Source organism: Paenibacillus pabuli NBRC 13638 (genome assembly GCF_001514495.1).
Classification (GTDB): domain Bacteria; phylum Bacillota; class Bacilli; order Paenibacillales; family Paenibacillaceae; genus Paenibacillus; species Paenibacillus pabuli.
Genome location: NZ_BCNM01000009.1, coordinates 83,697 through 106,569 on the forward strand (window position 1 = coordinate 83,697; position 22,873 = coordinate 106,569).

22 protein-coding genes are annotated in these 22,873 nt (G+C 43.5%); all 22 read right to left on the reverse strand.

Annotated features, from left to right (window positions below):
- Nucleotides 1-41: 41 nt before the first annotated feature.
- A complete protein-coding gene (locus tag PPA03S_RS13745) occupies nucleotides 42-1,115 on the reverse strand; it encodes an AI-2E family transporter (RefSeq protein WP_082704154.1) in 1,074 nt (357 codons plus the stop codon).
- 178 nt (nucleotides 1,116-1,293) lie between these two features.
- Nucleotides 1,294-2,088 carry an ABC transporter permease gene (locus PPA03S_RS13750; protein WP_062323768.1) on the reverse strand — a complete coding sequence of 265 codons (795 nt, stop codon included), beginning with the start codon at nucleotides 2,086-2,088 and terminating at the stop codon, nucleotides 1,294-1,296.
- Nucleotides 2,081-2,989 carry an ABC transporter ATP-binding protein gene (locus tag PPA03S_RS13755; protein WP_062323770.1) on the reverse strand — a complete coding sequence of 303 codons (909 nt, stop codon included), beginning with the start codon at nucleotides 2,987-2,989 and terminating at the stop codon, nucleotides 2,081-2,083. Before PPA03S_RS13755 ends, PPA03S_RS13750 begins: the two co-directional genes overlap by 8 nt.
- Before the next feature lie 537 nt (nucleotides 2,990-3,526).
- The gene (locus PPA03S_RS13760) at nucleotides 3,527-4,039 is read right to left on the reverse strand and encodes a hypothetical protein (RefSeq protein ID WP_068964097.1); all 513 of its coding nucleotides are present in this window, start codon (nucleotides 4,037-4,039) and stop codon (nucleotides 3,527-3,529) included.
- An 85-nt stretch (nucleotides 4,040-4,124) separates the two neighbouring features.
- Entirely contained in the window at nucleotides 4,125-4,706 is a 582-nt protein-coding gene (locus PPA03S_RS13765) for a VanZ family protein (protein WP_217998939.1), read from the reverse strand.
- 32 nt (nucleotides 4,707-4,738) lie between these two features.
- The gene (locus PPA03S_RS13770) at nucleotides 4,739-5,656 is read right to left on the reverse strand and encodes an LCP family glycopolymer transferase (RefSeq protein ID WP_062323774.1); all 918 of its coding nucleotides are present in this window, start codon (nucleotides 5,654-5,656) and stop codon (nucleotides 4,739-4,741) included.
- Nucleotides 5,657-5,697: 41 nt separating this feature from the next.
- On the reverse strand, nucleotides 5,698-7,029 hold the full coding sequence (locus PPA03S_RS13775) for a UDP-glucose dehydrogenase family protein (RefSeq protein WP_062323776.1): 1,332 nt from the start codon (nucleotides 7,027-7,029) through the stop codon (nucleotides 5,698-5,700).
- Nucleotides 7,026-8,414, reverse strand: a complete 1,389-nt coding sequence (locus PPA03S_RS13780) for a sugar phosphate nucleotidyltransferase (protein WP_062323778.1) — start codon at nucleotides 8,412-8,414, stop codon at nucleotides 7,026-7,028. The genes PPA03S_RS13775 and PPA03S_RS13780 overlap by 4 nt, the downstream gene beginning before the upstream one ends.
- 47 nt (nucleotides 8,415-8,461) lie before the next feature.
- Nucleotides 8,462-9,454 (reverse strand): polysaccharide pyruvyl transferase family protein, encoded by a 993-nt coding sequence (locus tag PPA03S_RS13785; RefSeq protein WP_062323780.1) that lies wholly within the window; start codon nucleotides 9,452-9,454, stop codon nucleotides 8,462-8,464.
- Complete coding sequence (locus PPA03S_RS13790) at nucleotides 9,420-10,805, reverse strand: lipopolysaccharide biosynthesis protein (protein WP_062323782.1); 1,386 nt, start codon at nucleotides 10,803-10,805, stop codon at nucleotides 9,420-9,422. The genes PPA03S_RS13785 and PPA03S_RS13790 overlap by 35 nt, the downstream gene beginning before the upstream one ends.
- On the reverse strand, nucleotides 10,805-11,701 hold the full coding sequence (locus PPA03S_RS13795; protein ID WP_062323784.1) for a glycosyltransferase: 897 nt from the start codon (nucleotides 11,699-11,701) through the stop codon (nucleotides 10,805-10,807). Before PPA03S_RS13795 ends, PPA03S_RS13790 begins: the two co-directional genes overlap by 1 nt.
- Nucleotides 11,702-11,728: 27 nt before the next feature.
- Nucleotides 11,729-12,874 carry a glycosyltransferase family 4 protein gene (locus PPA03S_RS13800; RefSeq protein WP_062323786.1) on the reverse strand — a complete coding sequence of 382 codons (1,146 nt, stop codon included), beginning with the start codon at nucleotides 12,872-12,874 and terminating at the stop codon, nucleotides 11,729-11,731.
- A gap of 38 nt (nucleotides 12,875-12,912) precedes the next feature.
- Nucleotides 12,913-13,995, reverse strand: a complete 1,083-nt coding sequence (locus PPA03S_RS13805) for a glycosyltransferase family 4 protein (protein WP_167666034.1) — start codon at nucleotides 13,993-13,995, stop codon at nucleotides 12,913-12,915.
- Between the two features lies 1 nt (nucleotide 13,996).
- A complete protein-coding gene (locus PPA03S_RS13810; RefSeq protein WP_062323789.1) occupies nucleotides 13,997-15,160 on the reverse strand; it encodes a glycosyltransferase in 1,164 nt (387 codons plus the stop codon).
- Nucleotides 15,160-16,464, reverse strand: coding sequence for an O-antigen ligase family protein (locus PPA03S_RS13815; RefSeq protein WP_157284151.1), 1,305 nt, complete (start codon nucleotides 16,462-16,464; stop codon nucleotides 15,160-15,162). Before PPA03S_RS13815 ends, PPA03S_RS13810 begins: the two co-directional genes overlap by 1 nt.
- Nucleotides 16,465-16,471: 7 nt before the next feature.
- Nucleotides 16,472-17,665: a glycosyltransferase family 4 protein gene (locus PPA03S_RS13820; protein WP_062323792.1), complete on the reverse strand. Its 1,194-nt coding sequence runs from the start codon at nucleotides 17,663-17,665 to the stop codon at nucleotides 16,472-16,474.
- Between the two features lie 25 nt (nucleotides 17,666-17,690).
- Nucleotides 17,691-18,653 carry an NAD-dependent epimerase/dehydratase family protein gene (locus tag PPA03S_RS13825; RefSeq protein WP_062323794.1) on the reverse strand — a complete coding sequence of 321 codons (963 nt, stop codon included), beginning with the start codon at nucleotides 18,651-18,653 and terminating at the stop codon, nucleotides 17,691-17,693.
- Between the two features lie 33 nt (nucleotides 18,654-18,686).
- Complete coding sequence (locus PPA03S_RS13830; RefSeq protein WP_217998940.1) at nucleotides 18,687-19,355, reverse strand: sugar transferase; 669 nt, start codon at nucleotides 19,353-19,355, stop codon at nucleotides 18,687-18,689.
- A complete protein-coding gene (galU, locus tag PPA03S_RS13835) occupies nucleotides 19,352-20,260 on the reverse strand; it encodes a UTP--glucose-1-phosphate uridylyltransferase GalU (protein ID WP_062324018.1) in 909 nt (302 codons plus the stop codon). Before galU ends, PPA03S_RS13830 begins: the two co-directional genes overlap by 4 nt.
- Nucleotides 20,261-20,519: 259 nt before the next feature.
- Entirely contained in the window at nucleotides 20,520-21,203 is a 684-nt protein-coding gene (locus PPA03S_RS13840; RefSeq protein WP_062323795.1) for a CpsD/CapB family tyrosine-protein kinase, read from the reverse strand.
- Nucleotides 21,184-21,936 carry a YveK family protein gene (locus PPA03S_RS13845; RefSeq protein WP_062323797.1) on the reverse strand — a complete coding sequence of 251 codons (753 nt, stop codon included), beginning with the start codon at nucleotides 21,934-21,936 and terminating at the stop codon, nucleotides 21,184-21,186. The genes PPA03S_RS13840 and PPA03S_RS13845 overlap by 20 nt, the downstream gene beginning before the upstream one ends.
- A 49-nt stretch (nucleotides 21,937-21,985) precedes the next feature.
- A complete protein-coding gene (locus PPA03S_RS13850) occupies nucleotides 21,986-22,762 on the reverse strand; it encodes a tyrosine-protein phosphatase (RefSeq protein ID WP_062323799.1) in 777 nt (258 codons plus the stop codon).
- Nucleotides 22,763-22,873 lie beyond the last annotated feature (111 nt).

Consider the following 22,873-nt stretch of genomic DNA (forward strand, 5'->3'; position numbering starts at 1 on the left):
TCATTAGTCGAGCACATGATAAAGTTATTTTCAAATTCCATTCAGAGTTCAGTCTTATCTTCAACAATCCGATAATGGATTTTGCGAACTATAATTTTCAGAATCATATATAGGGGAATAACGATGATCATACCCAAGATATTTCCCAGGTCAGCACCCACGAGCAAAAGGATAACGGTAGTCAGTGGATGAATATCGAGCTGCTTGCCATAGACGTAAGGTGAGATCAGGTTATCCTGAATTTGCTGTGCGATCACAATAATGACCAGTGACCAGATCGCCATCGAAGGTGATTCAATAAACGCGACAATGACAACCGGGATAGCTGCCAGCAAAGCCCCCACATAAGGAATGAAGTTCAAGATGATGGATACAACCGTCAGAAGAAGGGCATAGGGTAAACCGAGAAACAGAAAACCGATGTACATCAGAATGCCCAAAGCCACATTAACGATGACACGGCCTACAATATAGCTACTAAGTGCTTCATCAATTTCATGGACCGTCTCTTCTCCATCTTTGCGATAACGTCTGGGCAGCAGCAGGGTAAGATTGGTTCCGAATTTGCTGCCTTCCTTAAGCATGTAATAGAGCATGATTGGGAAGGTCGCCAAAATGATCACCAGATTGGATACCACCGAAAACAACCCGGATATATAATCCGTCACCTGTGTAATCCCTTGGCTCAGAAATTCGGAAAGTCGCGAGAATAGATCGGAATCCTCGGGCAAATATTTGGAAAGGAAACCCTTCTTTTCGAATTCACTCAACTGATCACTGAGCGAAGTAACCAGTGCCGGGGCATTTTCCACAAAATTCAATAGCTGCTCCCGCAACGAAGGCCATACCAGTACGCTGAACCCTGCCATGATTAACGCAATCACCGCATAAATCATAATCACCGACAAAGCTCGCTTCATTTTGTGCCGTTCCATGTAATCGACAAGCGGGCGAAGTAAATAATAGAAGAAACCGGCAATCAGCAGCGGAATCATGATGATATGAATCAGTGAGGTTAGGGGTGTGAAAATAAAGTTCACTTTATCCCCCAGATACACGATGAGCAGCAGCAAAATAATCGCTGTGCATATACGGTAAAACTTGTTGTTTATCAAGAAACGTGATCCCTCCATACGCTGCTCTGCCAATGGTCTGCGGCGTTGATATGTATATCTAGTCATTTACTTATGATAGTAAGTACCCTTTAATGACAGTCATGCCACAGGTGATACTGAATATACACTCATTTTCTTCCCAAAACAGAGCTGAAAGCAAAAAAAAAAGAAGCAGGCGTTAGCCTGCCACATCCCTTTTGCTGAATACCACCCATGAAATGACCATGAAGATGACATAGTACACTGCCAGTACGGCAATGGAAAATCCAAGTGTCATGCCTGCATTCCCTCCGTCCACCATGCCAAAGTCCGTCCCTTGACTCATATATCGACTGAGATCCATATTATTGAACAGGACATACTTGGCCCAGTCATAACGGACAGGATTAAAGATCAGCGAGAACAAATTCTGTGTAAACATGATAAATAGAGACAAACCGATTGCCAATGCACCTGAACGAAATACAGAGGAGACCATAAAGGCAATCGCGAGTGTGATAAACAGGTCTACGTAAAGATATCCCCATGATGTAAAGGCGTATGATGCAGAAACTCCACTTCCATCCTGAGGTGCGGAATGGGAGAACAGCAGATACGACATTGCTGTTGCCAGAATAACAACAAGCAACGTGCTCAGAATACTAAACCCAATCACGGTCAGATATTTGGAAGCCAGTATTTTGCTGCGCGACCACGGACGGATTAACAGCAATTTAATGGTGCCCCAGGTGAACTCTCCTGCCACCGCTTCAGCTGCAATGACCACACAGAAGATGGTATTCAGGAAAAAGACCACCTGTACGGTTGTAATGGCTGGCTGCCAGAATAGGTCCTCACTAGATCCCAGGCCCTCTCTTAGCAAAACCGGCATCAACAGTGCGATTATTGCCAGAATGGATAACATAATCCAGGTACGCGGACGACGGAAAATTTTCATGTTTTCGTTCATAATCAGATTCCCGAAATTACCCAATACTTCCGCCCCCAGTCACTTTCAAAAATTGATCTTCCAGCGTATGGGTTACGTTACGAATACCGTATACCTGGAACCCTTCACTGACCAGCCTGGCATTCAAATCCGGAATCTGCTCACGGGATAAACGAATCACAATGGCACTGCCCTGAACTGCAGCTCCGGTAATTAGTTCGGCTGCACGCGGGGCATCATCTACCTCAAATGCAACTTCAGTAAGTACATCCGCTCCCGCCTCAGCTCTGAGATTTCTTACATCAATCAGCTTTCCGTTCTGAATAATCGCTACGGTATCACACATCAATTCCATCTCGGACAGCAAATGACTGGATACAAAGACGGTAATGCCTTCCTCCTTGCAGAGCTGACGCAAATAATCCCTGAGTTCCCGGATTCCCTGCGGATCAAGCCCGTTGGTCGGCTCATCCAACACCAATAACTTTGGCTTATGTAATATGGCCTGTGCGACACCCAGACGCTGACGCATACCCAGAGAATAGGTCTTTACCTTGTCATGAATGCGAGCTGTAAGCCCTACACGTTCAATCGTCTCGGCAATTCTTTCTTTGGTAATGCCAGGTGACATCCGAGCAAAGTGAACGAGATTCTGATAGCCAGTCAGGAACTTGTACATTTCCGGATTCTCGACAATGGCTCCAACTTGAGCTACGGCTTGCTCAAATTCATTCTTTACACTGTGTCCCGAGATGATGATATCTCCTTTGGTAATGGACATTAGTCCGACCATCATTCGAATTGTTGTTGTTTTCCCCGCCCCATTGGGTCCTAAAAAACCAAAAACCTGCCCCGGAGAAATATCCAGAGTCAGGTCACTGACCAATGATCGGGAGGAGATGATTTTACTGACGCCCTGAAGACGGACAACCGGCTCCTGCTGCATTCCATTTCCTCCTTCATCGACGGACATTAACATGATGCCCGTTTCTCATATGAACACAGTGTATCATAATCTTTAGTATATTGTCCCGCAAACTGGGTTTTTCCCTGACGTTTCGTATGAACTACACACGCTTCACAGCATCCAAGCGGCATCTCACTCCGATAAAATCCGGTGCGAAATACGTGATTGCCTCCACAGTCCTCTTCCTTTAGTTCGACAGAACCTCTAACGACCGACACAATCATCCCACAACTGACACAGTAAAAGCGGTCCATTTCGATCAATGTTATTCCTTCCCCTCACAAGGCGCATTGAAGTCCCTGTTATTTGTCGTTAGACGCTGAAATTTGATACATTTTGTATCTATCTCGTAATTTACTTCACACCAGGACCAATGTCAAGGATTTACGGGCATAAAAAGAGATAAAATGCAAAAAAAGCTCTATAAATGCGACGAAAGTCTCGCATTTATAGAGCTTCTTTACGTCCAAATGATACAAATCGGTTCATTATATGGGTTATTATCATTTTCAATGTTTATTCACTGCTTTCATGCGGGGTGTCACCATGCTTCGGATAATACCAAAGCAATGTCCAATCCTCCCCATCCTGCACAACGTAACAGGTCTGTACAATTTTAAATTGCCCGAAGGTTCCTGTATATTGCTGTGTAATTCCAATACGATACACCTCCGGGAACGGCTTCACACCATCGATCACAGTAACGTCAAACTCCCGCTCCGGCTTTTCCATCTCAAAATCAAAGGTTTCCACTCCAAAGTGCTGCATGAAAATATGTGCTCTGGACTGTAAATAGACGCTTTTAGGAAAACGTTCTTTCATTAACGGATGAAAGAGTTCCCATGAACTTCCGAAGTCTCCCTCCTGCTCATAGTTGTAGAACTCTTCGACAATAGCAGCAGCTTCGTCTGGTGCTTCCGCACGAAACAGGTATGGGATCGTTCTGCCTATGAGCCACAATAGCAGTACTACAAGTGCTATAAATCCGACTTTTCTAAGCAGCGCATTCCGGTTCCTTCTTCGCAGCATGTCCAACCCTCCTTGTCCTACTCCCATACTTATGATGGATGGCAGGCAAGTAGAAGCTGGAATCGGAGCAGCATTTCCTGGGAAATCACTTTCTTTTGACTGGAGAATACCTTGTTGATCTGATCGTCCTGCGAATCGTCCGAATTGCCATTACTACGGCAATTCCGCCACATCCGCCAAGCAGGTCCACGCCCACATCCCGAATTGAACTGGTCCGATTCGGGCTAAACTGCTGAATATATTCATCAATGGAGGCGATAATCGCTACTACAGTCAGAGCAGCAGCGATACAAGCCCACATTCGCATTTTCCTGTATCGTAAGCTACCATAAACCAACCCTGCCAGCACTGCATATATGAATAAATGGGCACTCTTCCGAAATATAAATTCGGCAAAATCATAAGGTCGTTGTCTTAGCGAATATTCATGTTCGCCATATGTGAAATGAACATCTGGTAATGCGAATCCGATGTTCAGTTTTGGAGCCCACTTATGCAGCAATGGTTGAATAGTCTGCTGCTGATACGACTGTGTCGAAAAGGACCAGATCACCAGTACCCAGATTACAACCAGAAGTATGGAAAGGATATACACATACGGTCGTTGACTGCGTCTATGTTTATGTCTTCTTTTCCCGATGTCCTCCTCCATAAGCAATCTCTTCACCACTTTCTTTCTTGAAACATTTACGGTTTTCTTTATTTCTCCAAATGATCTTTCAGTATTTGGTGAATGCGGTCCCTCTCCTGCTGATCCACGATATAATAATAAATCCCATTGATTTTTTCGCCTTTACCCTTAATTTCTACTGTGTCGACATTCTCCAGATCACTGCGATAATCAAGAATAAGTTCCTTCATTTCATCAAAAGTAACATCGGTTCTGACATGAGTACCTAATTCGTCAAGCATACTTTGGATATTAAGGACGCTGGAAAATTGCATTGTATTCTTAAGCACCTGCTTCAGAACTTCACGCTGTCGATCATTACGACCCAAATCTCCTTTCGGATCATCATAGCGCATTCTTGAAAAGCCGAGTGCAGCAACACCATCCAGATGAATATTCCCCTGATCATAACGCTGTCCCTCATAATCAAAGGCAAAAGGATTATTTACATCCACGCCTCCGACCAGGTCAATAATTTTGGCAAATCCCTCCATATCCACTTTCATATAATAATGAATGGGAACTCCCAGAAAATTCTCGACGGTATTTACCGACATATCCACGCCTCCGAAGGCATAAGCGTGATTGATCTTATCTTCTGTATTGTGTCCGACAATTTCCGTTCGTGTGTCCCTTGGAATATTAAACATGAGCACTTGTTTTTTCTCAGGATTCACACTTAGCACAATCATTGTATCCGAGCGCCCCCGATCATTTGGACGCTCATCCACGCCAAGTATAAGTGCATTAAAAGGCTCTTTACTGTTGATATCCACCGGAAGCCCACCTCTACTATCCGTGACTGAGACGGGCTTCACAGGATTTCGAGGCTCATAAATTTGGTCAGCCGTTGATCTAACGGATTGGTAAAGATATATGGCATAACCAAACACAACAATTACAAAAAGTGAAACAATCCATGTTGTAATTTTAATCCACTTTTTCATGGGATCTTCCTCACTTACATTCAAGATGATAACTGGTTTGATTAAATGATGGCTGCCGTTTTCCCCTTAAGCTTCTTCAAACCTGGACGGCCAACAGAATAATATTGAAGATTAGATGCCTGAATCTGTTCAGCACTGTACAAATTACGACCGTCAATCATGATGGGATCCTTCATGACTTCAGCCAATTCTGCCAAATCAATATGGGCAAATTCCTTCCATTCAGTCAGTACACACAGGGCATCTGCACCTTCAGCCGCGTGGAGTGGGTTCTCTTCCCACGAGATAGATGCTGCATCTACCTCTTTACGAAAATTCGCCGTTGCAATGGGGTCATAAGCCTTGATTACTGCTCCTGCATCGCTTAAATGCTGAATAATATCGATCGCTGGAGCATCTCGTACGTCATCTGTATCCGGTTTAAAGGCCAGCCCCCAGATTGCAATTGTCTTTCCTGTCAGAGATCCGAGTGCCTCCTCCAGCTTGTGAATAACATGGAAGCGTTGATCCTGATTCACTTGAACAACGGATTTTAACAATCTGAAATCATAATCGACCATCCCCGCAATCTGAATTAATGCCTGTGTGTCTTTGGGGAAACAAGATCCGCCGTAACCAATACCCGCTTTCAAAAATGAAGAACCGATACGCTTATCGTAACCCATACCTTCGGCTACCCGGGTAACATCCGCTCCTACTTTTTCACATATATTCGAGATTTCGTTAATGAATGATATTTTGGTTGCCAAAAATGCATTGGATGCATATTTAATCATTTCGGCTGATCGAATGTCCGTAATGACCAAGTTTTCCGTTAAAGGACGATGAAGTTTCTTTAGGGTTTTAATGGCCCGATCACTGTTCGTTCCAATGACAATACGGTCGGGATTTAATGTATCTTTGACTGCTGATCCTTCCCGAAGAAACTCCGGCACAGAAGCCACATCAAAAGGCTGGGAAGTGATACTTCTGATGAGCTCTCTTACACGATCATTGGTACCTACAGGTACAGTGCTCTTGGTTACTACAATTTTATAGCTCTCAATGTGACTTCCAATCTCAACAGCGACTTGCTCTACATAGCTCAGGTTGGCCTCGCCGCTCGGAAGGGAAGGTGTGCCTACAGCAATAAAGATAATATCGGACTGATTTATGGCCTCAGCGATATTGGAAGTGAACGACAGTTTTCCCGCTTGCATGTTGGAAACCATCAACTCTTTAAGTCCAGGCTCATAGATGGGAACGTGACCCTCATTCAGCATTTCAACTTTGGCTTGATTGTTGTCCACACAGATGACCTGATTGCCGATTTCCGAAAAGCATACTCCCGATACAAGACCAACGTACCCTGTTCCAATTACCGCAATATTCATCTTGTTTTCCCCCAATTCATGCAATTTTGGATTATATCTGTCCATTCCATCTCTATACGCACGATATCCTCTTCCACCAGTTCACTGCCCATCTGAACTTCAATGATTTCAAGTTCGGTTACGGCTCTCACACTGTGTTTGCTGCCTGCCAGAATGGAAATGATGTCCCCCTGATTAAGCAATCTCAGTTCACCATCCAGAATCAGTTCGCCTTGTCCTGAAACGACTGTCCATACTTCATTTCGTTTGAGATGGTATTGATAAGAGAAATTCTTGTCTGCCCCAACAATAATGCGCTTGGTTAATACCTCTTCTCCTTTGGCATTACGTGTATAATCAAGCACCTTGTAACAGCCCCAGCGACGTTCTTCATACATGGGGCGTTGATTGTTATCCTTAAGAATCTCTTTAATCTGTGGACTTGCCTCTTTCTCACTGACCAGTATTCCATCCGGACTTGTAGCCACGATCAGATTGGATACACCCAGCACACAGACCGGGATGTTCAATTCGTTGATCAGATGTGTGTTCACCGAACTGTTTGTCATCACACCTTTGCCCACAATATTGGTACTCATCTCATCTGTCAGTGTGTTCCATGTACCCAGGTCTTTCCAATATCCCTCATAAGGGGTAACCACAATGTGCCTTGCTTTCTCTACAACCTGGTAATCAAAGCTGATTTTCTGTAATCTTCCGTATTGTTTGAGCATCTCTTCATACTGAATGGGAAGCTCAAGGGAAATCAGCAGATTAATCAGATAGTTCAGCTTGAATGCAAAAACCCCGCAATTCCAAAGGGCAGATTGTTCAATCATCTCTGCCGCTTCAGCTTCACAGGGTTTCTCTTGAAAACGTGACACTTTGGCGTGTTGGTGGTGTTCTTCAGTTTTATGTTGATCAGGAATAATATAACCATATTTCTCTGAAGGATAAGTCGGTTTAACCCCGATTAATGCGAGCTCTGCACCAGACTCATCCAATACGCCTTCAAGTTCCGTCACTTTATAGAAAAAGGATTCCTCCACATAGGGATCAACAGGAAGTACAGCAACCGTTTCGCTCAGACTGACACCCTGTACCGAGTACAGATAAACAGCTGCCAAAGCGATCGCAGGAAAGGTATCTCTGCGCTCCGGCTCAACGACAAGATCAACCTCATTACCCAGTTGACTCCGTAAAATCTCCACCTGCGGCTTGCTCGTTGCAATCGTTGCCTGTTCACTTAGCCCCGTATGCTGCAGTTGCCTCCATACCCGCTGCACCATGGATTCCGTCTGCCCCTCCGGGCCCTCCAGTACTTTCAGGAATTGCTTCGATCTCGTATCGTTGGATAAAGGCCATAACCGCTTGCCTGATCCACCGGAGAGAAGTACGATTCTCATAGTCATCACTCCACTCTCTATATTTTACACACATTGAGCCCGAATTTTTATACTGTTGCGGTTGTTTCCATATACTTAGGCGCAGGTGGAGAGCTAGCTTTTGAGGAAGAATCCATGTTTGCCGTGTTAACTTCGTGAGTCCATATCCGATAATATCCCGAGTTCTTTCCATAAGAGTTATCGATCAACACATTAGGTTTTGCCATAAGGCAAGACAGAATGTGCCCGTGTAATCTGGAAGAATGAATCATGCGATAATCAGCGAAACAGCGGATTGCCTTATTAACCAGATAATCACTATATTTCATCCATAAAAATTGTGAAATGGTTCTTGACGCTGGCTTTTTTAACCCCCTACTGATGTAGTAGATCAGTTTCTTTTCATATCTGTTAAATAGAGAAGGCCAATCCAGATGATCACCTTGTACTACCAGTTGTGTTTGTTCTAAATTTTTTTCGATATCGGTCCTAAAAAAGTTGAGTCTCTCTTTGCTTGGGTTATCTTTAACTTCGATTGGCCAAAGCTGATGCGCCATATCTGGAAGAAGAGCAACATGACAATTTATAAAATACGTAGAGGCCAACTGATAAGATGACTCATCTCGTACATATAAATGGAGATTTGTATGTTTATTAAAAATGGCCGCTGTTTTAAGAATATTGGTTTCCTCTTTATAGAAGATCGTCTGAGGCAAAATGACTATTTTGTGTCGGGTAAAATTCTGAACAAGTGTTTCTCTCACCTTCTGGTGAGCATCATACAAATCCCCGAAATTTCCTCCCCCACTAAGAACGATAATGTGATCCTCTGGGATATGAATGTTTTCATGAAAATCATGCACACTATATCTGGCAGAAACCTTAATATTATTGCTCTTAAAAAAGGCTTCTGCTCCCTTCATAATTAATATATCCCCCCCATTGCTATACACAGGGTAATCAATATAATAAATTTTGGAATGGGGAGGTATGACCTCCAGTATCGATTCAAGCCGTTTTTTCAACTCATCCATGGGATGAATCTTTTGCACGTTTGACATCTTTTCCGGCTCCTTTGAGTAAATTTTTCTCTCTCAATCTTTCCTTTAAGAACGTAATATCTTCCTTGTTGTACAGCATCTTATGCATGGGCATTTTGAAAATAATGGATACCGATGCCAGAGACATCAACATACGTACAAAGGAACCTAGCAATAATGCTAACCCTATTCCGTATAGACCCAGGAGCGGAGTGAGCACAAAAAATAAAGTAATGGTCACAGCCAATGCCACAATCTGCCGAAGTACGATTACACCCGGTCTTCCTAGCGCATTAAAAGCAGATGCCAAGATCCATGACCCTCCGCCAACAATGCATTCCAGAGATAACAAATAAAATACACCGCTGGCTTCCAGAAATTCCGGTCCGAATAATAATCCAATAAAAAAACGACCAATCAGCATACTAGGTATGATGATGATCGTCATAAGAACCATACTGATTCGGAAGGCTCTGCCTACAAGGGTCAGCACTTTCTGCTGCTCCATGCCTGCGACTTTCGGAAAGATAACATTCGTTATTGCGGTTTGAACTACATTAAACATTCGGGAGAGGGCAAAGACAACCGAATACAACCCAAAATCTTTGGGGGTAAGCAAAGCCAAAATAATAATTTTATCAAACTGGTTATACAACGTTCCAAGCAGCTCCACACCGTATACTCGAATCCCATAACTGAACAGGTGAATACAGGTTCTGAATTGACCAGCCAGTTTGCTTAAAGAACTGAATATTTGCTGACGCATGGCATACATGTAACATACTAATACCAGTATATTGGCTGCAAAACTGACTATGATCGCTCGTTCTACTGTCAATATGTTTGTTACCCACAACAGTACAAGCCCTACAAGATTTAACAAGGGGGCCAATAGCCGCGATAAATTATAAATATGAAATTTATCTGTCCCTTGGGCGGCAGCTGCAAGCACACCCATAAACAGCATGACAGGAACCATGGTTACCGTATACCAGCGCGCAATGGAAATAACTGATTCCGAATATCCGGAAAGCCAGGAAGAAATGCCAAACCAACTGACCATTCCAGCTATGACGCTGATGGGAATTTGAACCGCAAAACTCATGCTGATGTAGGTTGGTAATTGATTGCTATTCTTTTTGACATTGTAAATTAATGAGGTTGGCAGGCCAAGTGCAGCTAGACCAGATATAAAGGCGGGCCAGAACAGTACAGCCGCAAGTTCCCCTTTACCCGTTGCCCCAAACATGCGGGCGGTGATAATAGACGTGAGAGTCGTTACAGCCATAATGAGAATATTGGCAAAACTGGTCATGAGAATGGTCTGTACCATACTGCGCTGTCTTGGATTTTTGGCAATGGCCATGCTCATCAGGTGTTCAATCCTCTGCCGTTCCGGAAAGATCCGACAATCGTTCCGTTACGATAAGATATCTTGGCCATTTCACTCATTACCTTTTGCACATTATTGAATGAGATTAATATTAATAAAGCCGCTTGTACAATCCTTACCGTATGCTTGAATATTCCCCATCCACTCTTCTTATAACGTGTTGCATCACTAATGCCTTGCCAATAAACTCTTCGTAGCAACCAACGTTTAGTCAGCCTACTTTTTGCTATTTTGTGCTCTACAATAGCGTATGGACTGTAAAAAACTTTATATTCTAAGCGAACCCGACCGATTAGTTCACTTTCTTCACTCGACATTAAATTACTACCGACACGTCCTAAATCTTCTCTAAACGGTTTAATCTGCTGAAAAATACTCATTCTGAATGCTACGTTAGCTCCAAAAGGAATAGATGGCGCCTGCATTTCAACAACCTCGTCAGAAAAATCCATTAACGTGTACAAACTAACGATATCCTGTGGGATCCAATCAGGTTTCCCACCCTCCCAAATGGGATTTATTTTTCCACCGACACATCCAATCCGGGGATCCATATCAAATATTTTAACGACTTCTTTAATCCAGTTAGGACATGCTAAAGCGTCGTCATCCAGGAATAAAATAAATTCCCCTTTTGCTTCCTTGATTGCTCTATTTCTAGCATAAGATAACCCTAGTTGCGGCTCGAAAATATAGCGAACATGCTCTGGCAAGTTGAGTGAGTCGAATAATTCTTTGGTGTTATCTGTTGAATGATTATCAATGACCAGAATTTCGTAATCTGTACCACCCGTATCCCCATTCAAAACACTTTCAACAGCCTGCATCGTGTCTACTGCTCTGTTGTGTGTACAAATGGATACTGAAGCCTTCATGATCTCACCCCAATTACATTTTTTAATTTAGGCTAATTGCTTCAACAGCTTCCCGCGATGCGACCACAGACAATGATTGGTAACCCACTCATACCCGTTATTCCCCATTGTTCTGGCCAGTCCCTCGTCGGTAATCAATTCTTCAATCCGATTCGCGATTTCTTTCTCATCCATTGGATCGACGAGATAACCGGTTATTTCGTCCTTTACCGCGTCAGGTATGCCACCACTATTCCCCGCAATCACAGGCAATCGGTAGTAGTTGGCTTCAAGGAATACAATTCCGAAACCTTCAACATCACCTTTTTCCTTGATATCACGGCTAGGCATAATGAACAGATCAGAACATTCATATAACTGATGCAGCTCATGGTCAGTCGTCCGCCCTGTGAAAACAACTACAGAATCCAACCCGTACTGTCTCACCAGACGTTCCAGCTGCTCTTTATAAGGTCCATCTCCGCATATTACATATTTAAGATCTGGAATCCGTTCAATCACTTGGCTCATGGCTTTAAGCGTGACATCATGACCCTTGCGTTCCACGAGCCGAGAAACGGTGATCATTATTTTTTTGCCATGCAGATCATACTTATCCCGGATATCTTCTTGAAGCCCAGCGGCAACGTTTAATTTGCTTACGTTTAATCCTGGTGGAATAATGACAATCTGTTGTTCCAAAATGCCCAGCTCCACCAGCTTGGACTTGGTATATTGACTATTGGCAATCACCTTGTCGGACCGCTTCAAAATGAATAACAGGAGTGGAAATAACCTGCTGTTCACCATTCCCATCACATCCAGGCCATGAACATAAGGAAAATATTTCACCCGGAAGAAGAGCTTCATAAACGGGCCAGCGATGCCTACCGGAAAAATGTTGACAAAATGTATTTCGTCCGTCTTTTTGCGCCATTTCAGATGAATAAGCTGAATGATCAGGATGAGCTGCGAGAGGATGAGCAGAAATTTATTGGAATCCCAAAAAATCCGTTTCCGAATAATTTCAAAATCGGCCTTCTGGTCGAATTGTTCGGACTCGGCAACATTCTTTATTTTATTCGTTAGAACCGTCGACTCTTCAGCTGGAATTTGTGATATAAGCCCATAAGCATAATCATGAATTCCTCCTTTTTCGGGTGGGAAATCAATAGCAACAAACACTTTATTCATAGGTTTTTATCTCCCTTGAAAGAACGCATCTTGCCTTCTTACACCGTACTCATAATAATATTGACCGTATCCTTGGCACATTTGTTCCAGGAGAAAAAAGCCGAATGCTCTCTGCCCTGAATGGATAATCTCTGACCAAGCTCCGGATCAGACATGATCTCGACGAGACGTGAGGCTGCTTCCTGCGGGTGGTGAGGATCAAAATACAGCCCAGCTTCCCCGCACACTTCCGGAATGGAGCCCCGAGAGGATACAATCACCGGACAGCCGAGTGCCATCGCCTCCAGTGGTGGCAAGCCGAACCCTTCATACAACGAAGGGAAAATGAAGCCAGCAGCATGTTCATACAATGCTTTTAACTCTTCGTCCGTAACATACCCTACCCAGTTTACACCTTCCGATTCATTCACTGCATGATTGCTGAATACCTTGCTGTTTTTTGATCCCACAATGACCACACTCAAATTTTGCGCTTTGACTTCAGGCAAAATCTCTAAAATCAGCTTGAAGTTCTTGTACGGATTCATGGTGCTGACTGCAAGGACATATGGTGATTGAATTCCGTATTTCTCCAGTGTCCCTTGAGCAGCCTGCCTATGATGGATATGGTCGATGCCCAAGTGAGTAACAGATACCTTCTGGGCGGCAATTTTGCAGTGTTGGATCAGTTCTCCCTTGGAGAAGTTAGAGACCGTAATCACTTTTTTGGATATTTTCCCAAGTCTAACCGTCAAAAACTGGTACCATGAGCGAAAAGCAAAAGAAAATGCCTTGGGGTAACTAAATACGGACGCATCATGAATCGTTACGACCTGATTGCGTTTAAAAGCCGGACCTGTGTTACACAGGTTAATCAGCAGTCCTTTTCTAGCATAGAGTGGAAGCTCAAGCTGTTCCCACACATGTCCCTTGAATCTGCCGACCACTTGGTGACGGATATGCTTTAATTCAAGTTTGGTAATAACATTTGCGGGAGAAAGCAGACAAAATTCGTACCTTGTTCCATCCACCTCTCCTGCGTCAATGAGTTTATCGATTTCCTTTATAAGCTCAATGGCATACCGCTGTACTCCGGTAACGGTCTGCGTTAGGAAACGGGCATTAATATATATTCTAATCATGTTATTCTCCATTTCTCTTTGAAATTTCCAGACGTGAAGCGGTATGAACTCCCTCAAAGGTAACCCCCATATCCCTCGCTTCATAATAGAGACTAACGAACTCTTCATTCATTCGATCCGAGCTGAATTTCTCCTTGTAAATGCTATGGCCCACTTCACCCATAGCAGCCAGCGTCATTTTATCCAGATTCATTAGAATCTCCCTCAGCTCTTCGGGTCGTTCAAGATCAAAGATGTATCCATTCATGCCATCTGAAACTAACTCGGGTAAGGAGGCTCGATTGCTTGCAATTACTGGTTTCCGGTTCTTCATGGCTTCCAGAGCTACAAGAGGTAATCCCTCCCATCTGGATGGCATGATAATCGCATCACATTGCTCGTAATAGTGATCAATTTCCGCATTGTTCACCCATCCCAGCCGAACTACATTTCCAGGAAAATTCCACTCATTCTTCTCCAGTACGCTATCACCGATGACATATAGCCGGATTTTCTGCTGAAGTTCAGGATATTTTCCGAATACATCCAGAAGGAGGTCCAGTCCTTTCTGCCGATCATATCTGCCAACGAATAAGAGCTGAATGGCACTCGCCTGCTCCACATCCTCACGAATAACGGGCGGAGAGAACTCTTGTCGCTGGTCATTTTTATGATCCCGCAGACCACTGTAGACAAACCTCGATTTGGCAGGAGACATCCCTAATTGAACGGACTGTTCCAGCTCATACTTTGAAATATTGATAATAAAATCCGTTTTGAACTCTAATACTTTTTCGATCATGAAATAGGCCTTTTTGTGCAAAGGTTTGGTATCCATTAAAAAAGACCACCCGTGGGAGCAATAAAACACGCTCGCTTTTCGAGGCGCAATAAAAAATAAGCCCCTTGCGAGCATACCCGCAAATGAGCTATGAACATGAATAATATCCGGTTGAATCCGTTGTATGGCTTGGTGAATCTGCCTCATGGCTGAAAAAAAGTGTTTGGGGTGGCGTTTGTACTTGTAACGCAAAATGCGATCGGACTCCAAATCGAAATCAGAAGCTGAATTATGGTCACTCATCAGTAAATAAACATCAAAAATATGACGCTGATAGGCAACGAGTTCATTTAAGTAGGTCGCCACACCACCAACAACGTACTCTCCTATATGCAAAACCTTCATTAACGCTCACCTGCTTTGTAAGGTATATCGTCTGTTTCGCGATATTGATAAAGAGCCATCCCCATAAACATCCAGAAGAAAACATTGGCAGGAAACAGTTCAAGTACATTCGTTGTTAAACTTGCTGCTGCCACTCCTGCTCCAAGAGAAAGTGCTACCTCGGGCAGTCGCAAACCATTCGAGTCTGGTAATGTATTCATTCGCTTCACAAGCGAGACGACAATCCACATAAATAAAATGGCAAAATAAACGAGTCCGATCCAACCTGTCTGTTCGTACAAGGAAAAGTACTGATTATCTACCGCAAAATTACTGGAATTCAAACCCATCATATGTGTTCTCCGGCTTGCAGCTCCTACCGATCCAATGCCATTGCCAATGATTCCATTCATCGTGAACGGAGAAGTGAGACTGCTTCCCCATGTCTGTAATCGATCCAATAAGGAAGAACTGGAAAGGAGATTTTTAGATTGCAGCATTCTTCCCCCGAAAAATACAGCTGCCGGGAGCAACATAAATGTCAGTGCCAGGATCAGTGTGTTTTTCTTGCTATATTTACGAATATGGAGAAAGAACATAACCACTTGATATACGAACCATAGTAATAATGCTGATCGAATGGTCGACAATAACAAAAAGCTGATCGTCAGCAGTTGGATACATATGCGAAAACTCCGATGGTTCACTGCCGCTTTGGTTCGTTCGGCAATGATCCCTGTCATAAGCAGAGCATACGCATAGCCATCAGGTGAATACGTAATAGAAGACAAACGTGGTACACCCTCAAGATAATTTTTGATGTTTACTCCGTATACAAATCCCATCGTGATCAGTTTTTCTATACCCAAAGCATATTGAATTAACCATCCTGCAATCAGCATCATAAAAATAATCAGATTGGTTCTGGCAAATGCATAAATTCCACCATATTGCGCCATAAGCATGCCTGCAAATAACATCACCAAAGGTAAAAACGTAATTTTGATGCCGTAGATCAATGTGACCACGCTGGAACCCAAAAATACATTCAGTGCTCCCAGTACTATAGTGGACCCAAGTATAAACAGGAACGGATTTAAAAAGGCAACCTGATGACGATAGACTCTAGTAAGCGAAAAAATGGAAATCAAGACCATACCTACATCTTTCAAAGAGCGAATCACAATATTATCCACATAAATGGAAATCAAGCCGTAGATGGATAGATAAATGAGCAAAAAGTGCATGGACACCGTAAAGAGTGAGGACGGAGATTCGGATCTCGCCTGGACAAATGGATGAGATTTGGCATCCAAAGAAGTCATGTACATGTTAACCTCCACACCTGATTAACTTCTCATAGATACTGGCATGTTCCTTGAGAAGGTAATCTTCATTAAAGGACTGGCTGTGTGCATAACATTGAAGCTTCAACTGATTTTTCTCCCATTCCGACAGCCCATAATAGTGGAGGATCGCCTTGCTAATTGCATCTGCACTATGAGCAGCAAATGAAAATTTTCCAGCATCCAGCAGAATTTCCGGCATTCCTCCAACCTTTGAGGCGTAGACGGGTGTACCTACCTGATATGACTCAATGACTACCCTACCAAAAGGTTCATCCCATGTAGAAGGCACGATGGTGAGGTCCATCTCCTTCATCTGCGGAGCGATCTGTGTTTTATCCATTTTCCCCATAAAAATGATCCGTGGTTCTGATTCTGCAAGTTCTTGCAACTGATGGAGCATTGGACCATCCCCATGAATGAACAGCTTCCCCGCAACCTTCTCATCCAATCTTTTTACAGCTTCGATCAAATGATGAACGCCCTTTACTTCCGTTAATTGTCCAAAATACCCAATGCTCAGCGGCTGATCATGAAAAACCTTTTTGCCTGCATACAATTCCTGAACATGGTCATTATTTTCTACAATATTATGGATCACATGTTTGGAGGCATGTTGGAAGAAACCCAGTTCTGTATGCGTCTTAAGAATATGTTCGGATATGCCAATTACCGATGAGATCATGCGGCTGTATCTCTTGGAGATTTGCCTGTACAACCTGGAATAAGCTGATATTTGAATGGGCTCAATTAGTGAAAAATCCCGAAGAGTATGGACCACTGGAATATCCAGTTCAAACGCTGCTTTCCAAATCGCAAGACTAAGCCCAGGAATATTCTGAGTATGAATGACGGCCGGACGTGTTAACTCAAGATATCGTTTAATATGCCGATACTGCCTAATATTGAATATATCCTGAACCCGCCATAACACTTTGTCGGAGGTCGATACTTGCCTCGCAGAATCACCAATCCAGTAACGATTGTTAAACGGCAACCTCATAATTTCGATACCGTTAACGGTATCTGTCCGCACTTCGCCTTCCTTGTGTCCACCTACCGTAATGACCTTAACGTCAAAACTGGGTTCAAGGGTCTGGGCAAGAATCTGTGTAGATATTTCAGCCCCTCCAATAACATGAGGCGGATACAAACTGTGGGCAATCACTATTTTTTGCACGCATCTCAACTCACTTTATTCAGCTTCATGAAGTTTCCTGCAGCATGGCCCGGTAATGATCAATGGTGAGTTTTAGACCCTCTTCCAGACCAATCTCCGGTTCCCAATTCAAAATCTCCCGAGCCTTGTCAATCACCGGACGTCTAACCTTGGGGTCGTCTTCGGGCAATGGCAAAAATACGAGATTACTGTCCGATTGTGTTAGTTCTTTTACCAAATTAGCAACTTCAAGTATGCTATACTCCGTGGGATTACCAATGTTGATAATTTCCCCATTCGCTTGATCTTCAGCCATCAATTGTTGTAATCCCCGGATGTTATCATCCACATAACAGAACGAACGAGTCTGTGATCCGTCCCCGTACACCGTAATATCCTGTCCTGTTAGCGCCTGTGTCACAAAGTTGGAAATAACCCGACCATCATCGTTACGTAGTCCGGATGAGTACGTATTAAAAATACGCGCCACTTTCACGGAAACGCTGTGTTTCGTGTAGTATTCATAACAGAAAACTTCGCCCAACCGTTTGGCCTCATCATAACAGGCTCTTGGACCCCAGGTATTCACGTTCCCTCGATAACTCTCGGGCTGTGGATGAACTTCAGGATCTCCATAGGCTTCACTTGTACTGGAATAGAGAAACTTTGCTCCCTTGATCCGCGCCAGTTCAAGTAAATGATAGGTCCCTCGGGTATTCACCCAAATCGTACCGATCGAATTTGCCTGATAGAATTTCGGCGAGGCTGGTGAAGCTAGATGATAGACTTCATCCACAGGCTGGTCAACCAAAAAATCCAGTGAGTCGGGCAGCGTAACGTCTGCTTCATGGAAAAAAAAGAGGGGGCTATGAGCCACCTCTTGCAGATTACTAGCAACACCTGTTGAAAGATTATCTATTCCGGTAACCTGATGTCCCTGATGAATTAATGATTTGACCAGATGTGAGCCCAGGAAACCAGCCGCACCAGTCACTACAATATGTTTCAATGCGATCACACTCCATATTATCTATTGAGTAAGTTAAAATGTATTACTTTTAATCATCACACCCACTGTTTTAAAAATGATCATCATATCCATCTTCAAAGAGACGTTAGAGATGTAGTGAAAATCATATTGAAGATTATGATGAATGGGCTCCTTCCGTGCCTCGCTTACCTGCCACAATCCGGTAATCCCTGGTTTCACCAGAAAACGTCTGCGCTCCAGATCCGTATAGCTTTCTTCTACGATTTTCTTCATTTCAGGTCTAGGGCCTATAAAGCTCATATCCCCCTTGATAATGTTAAGCAATTGCGGTAATTCATCCAAGCTGGTCTTGCGAAGTATTCTACCCAGCCGTGTAATTCTAGGATCATTGCTTGCCGTTGGGGAGGCACTGTACTTCGGAGCGTCCGTACGCATCGTTCTGAATTTATAGATATTAAATTTGACCCCGTTTTTCCCGTAACGTTCTTGTTTGAATATGACAGGTCCTTTGGAATCAAGTTTGATCATCATTGCTGCAACCAGCATGACCGGTGATGTAATCAGCAGCAGCACAACTGCTATAACAAAATCGATGAACGGTTTCATCACATCAGTATACCCGCCAACACGTTGTGAGTAAGGCTGCTCAAGCACTGCCGCAGTACCTTCCTTGACTGTGGTTTCCCCACTCCCAAAGTATTCCGGCCCTGAAAGTTTCACAGGCTATCCCCTCCAGCTACAAGCATTTGTTTCAATTGTTCCTTCATCAATATCTCTTCAATCGCCATTAGAACCGGGGCACGCAGCTCTTTATTTTTGAGAGCAAAGTCAAGCGTCGTCAGAATATACCCCAGCTTCTCACCTACATCAAACCGTGAGCCTTCAAAATCATATGCGCTAATTCCTTCATCCCGATTTAACATTTGCAGTGCATCAGTGAGCTGGATTTCGCCACCAGCACCCACATTCTGTTCTTCCAGGTATTCGAATACCTTAGGTGTTAAAATGTAACGACCCATGATCGCCAAGTTGGAAGGTGCTGAACCCAATGGAGGCTTCTCAACCATGCTGTTTACAGAAGATAAACGCCCCTCAGTATGCAGGGGATCGATAATTCCGTAGCGATAAGTTTCACTTGGACTCACGGTCTTTACGCCAAGTACAGATTGGTTCACCTTCTCATATTGCTGAATGAGCTGCTTGGTGCAAGGTACATCCGAAACCACAATATCATCCCCAAGCAATACAGCAAACGGTTCATTACCTATAAAATTCCGAGCACACCAGACTGCATGCCCAAGTCCTAGCGCTTCCTTCTGCCTTATGTAATGAATATCCACGTTGGAGGATTTCCGGACCTCTTCCAGTAAACTGAGCTTTCCTTTTTCGAGCAGATTTTGCTCCAGTTCAAACGCGCTGTCGAAATGGTCCTCAATGGCACGCTTTCCCTTGCCTGTTACAATAATGATGTCTTCAATTCCGGAAGCAACAGCTTCTTCAACGATGTATTGAATGGTCGGTTTATCCACGATAGGGAGCATCTCTTTAGGCATTGCCTTTGTAGCGGGTAAAAATCGGGTTCCCAATCCGGCTGCGGGAATGATTGCTTTCCTCACTTTAGTCATAAATACCACCCTATCCATATAATTTTTTTTTATTTTAAAAGCATGAGTTGGACCATTTAAATCCATGAAACCATGAAATAAATTGATGCAATTCTTACTTTTAATTTCATAAAAGGGCATTAAACCCATCCTCACATCACACCCTTGACGATTTACGTCTAAGGTACACTACCCACAGTGTGACCGAGTGCCTACCTTGATAAAGGTATAGTAGACATGACCTTGACAATCCTATTTTGTGAATTAATCCACACCTTTGCTATGCTTGTTCTCCATAGTAAGCACTACGGCTCTTTGGCACCTGCACGTTGTTTAAAACGGCTCCAAGAATGCGTGCATTCACATGTTCAAGATGGGCTTTTGCCTTTTTAACCAGATCCTTCTTCACCTTACCCGCACTGACAACAAGGATGACACCATCACACAATGAACTAATAATCAGTGCGTCCGTAACGGCCAAAACAGGCGGTGTATCAAACAAGATAACATCATATTCTTCTTTTAAATCCTGAAGCAGAGCTGTCATTTTACGAGAACCAATCATCTCTGAAGGATTAGGTGGTATCGGACCAGAGGAAAGGACATGCAGCCCTTCCACCCCGGTTTCCCGAAGTACTTCTGTCACCTTATATTGGCTGGACAATACACTGGTCAGCCCCACATGATTGGGAACGTTAAACATGCGATGTACCGAAGGTTTACGTAAATCCGTATCCATCAGCAGAACCTTCTTCCCTTCCTGAGCGTAGGTAACTGCCAGATTGCCAATGGTTGTTGTCTTTCCTTCACCGGACAATGCCGAAGCAATCATAATCGTCTGGATCTGACTATCAATAGATGAGAATTGGATATTGGTTCTTAACTTCCGGTAAGCCTCAGATGAAGTAGACTTAGGATTAGCCATTGTTACAAGGGTCCCTTTTTCATTGGTTAACCGTGGCATACTGGCCATCACCTACCTGTTTTTGAGATGTTGTTGATTGCTTGGAAAAACGAGCCTCTTCTTTTCTGATTCTGGAGATCACAGCAAGTGCAGGTATACCCAGTTCTTTCTCCAATTCGTCCTCTGTCTTCAAGGTGTCGTCCAGGTATTCCAACAGGAATATAAATCCTATAGATAATAGAAGGCCAACAAGGAAACTGATCAGGATGTTCATAACTGGATTTACATTAATGGGTTTGGAGGAATCTGTAGGTTTGGCTTCACTCAAAATAGTTACGTTGTCTACTTTCATAATTACGGGGATTTGGGACTTGAACACTTTGGCAACTGCATTTACGGTTTTAGCCGCTTTTTCAGAAGATAAACCGGTGGCGGTCAAACTCATAACCTGGGATTCATTCGCGGTGGTTACCCGAATGCTTTGGCCCAGTTGGTTGCTGTTCATGCCAAGATCGGGGTATGTAGCAGCTACTTTATCGAGGATTGCCGAAGATTTAATGATTTCCATATAGGAATTAATCACTTTAATGTTGGTTTGAATTGAACCAATATCAAGGCTTGGGACACCTTCGGCATTATATGCCTGGTTAACAATTAATTTGGCATTCGCCTCATAAATCGGTACAGTCAAAAAATAATTTTTAACACCTGCACCAATACAAGCAACGGCAACAAAAGCTATGATAATCCAGATTCGTTTGCGCAAAATTTGCATATACTCTTTTAGCTCCATCTCGTATTCCTCCCATTCAAGTCAGCAATGATGATGAAGATCATTTCTTTTATACATGTTTAGCCTGTTTCCAGAACCACATGCTGCGTTTCTTGATCACCGGAACTTCAAGCTTTACGGTTTGGTTGTTCCATACCGAGCGCGCATTATTATGCAAGTTTTGAACCAGACAACTGCCGAATCGGCGTTCAAGCAGGTGATATGCGGCTTTCATCATAAACGTCCGATCTTTCATATCATGAGCATCTGATGAAATGAAATGAAATCCGTTTTCTTTGCAAAAATGAAAACACCACCGCTGAACTTTTCGTCCGAAAAGTCCTAGGACTGATTGGGCCGTAATTTGGCATAGAGCACCTTGCCCAAGATATTCAACCAACAAATCAGGATTAGTTTGAATTAGACGATTGCGTTCGGGATGAGCGATGATTGGAATGATACCCGCTATTTGAAGTTCATGGAGTATCCCGGGGAACTGCGAGGGAATATGGCCAAAGGGCAATTCCAGCAACATATAACGACTCCCGGCGAGTGTGCAGCATTTACCTGCATATAAGTCTCCAATCAGGTTGTCATGCACCCTGATCTCCTGTCCGGGGCGGATCTCCAAGCGAATGCTGCGTTTGCGAAGTTCTGCTCGAAGCAGATCCACTGCCTGATTGACCACGTTGGGTTGATTATTGTACTGCCCGTTCAGGTGATGCGGAGTTGCAATGATCGAGGTAATTCCTGAGGCTGCCGCTTTCTCAGCCATCGCAATGGACTGTTCCATATGAACAGGGCCATCATCCAGACCGGACAAAATGTGGCAGTGCATTTCAACCATATCCAAACTTCCTCAATGTATGATCCCCCTCGCCCCTGTATTCATTGCGCAAAATGCTTTTGGTGTTAAAGAACTAATGCATAACGCTATGAAATATAGTAAAATGGCGTT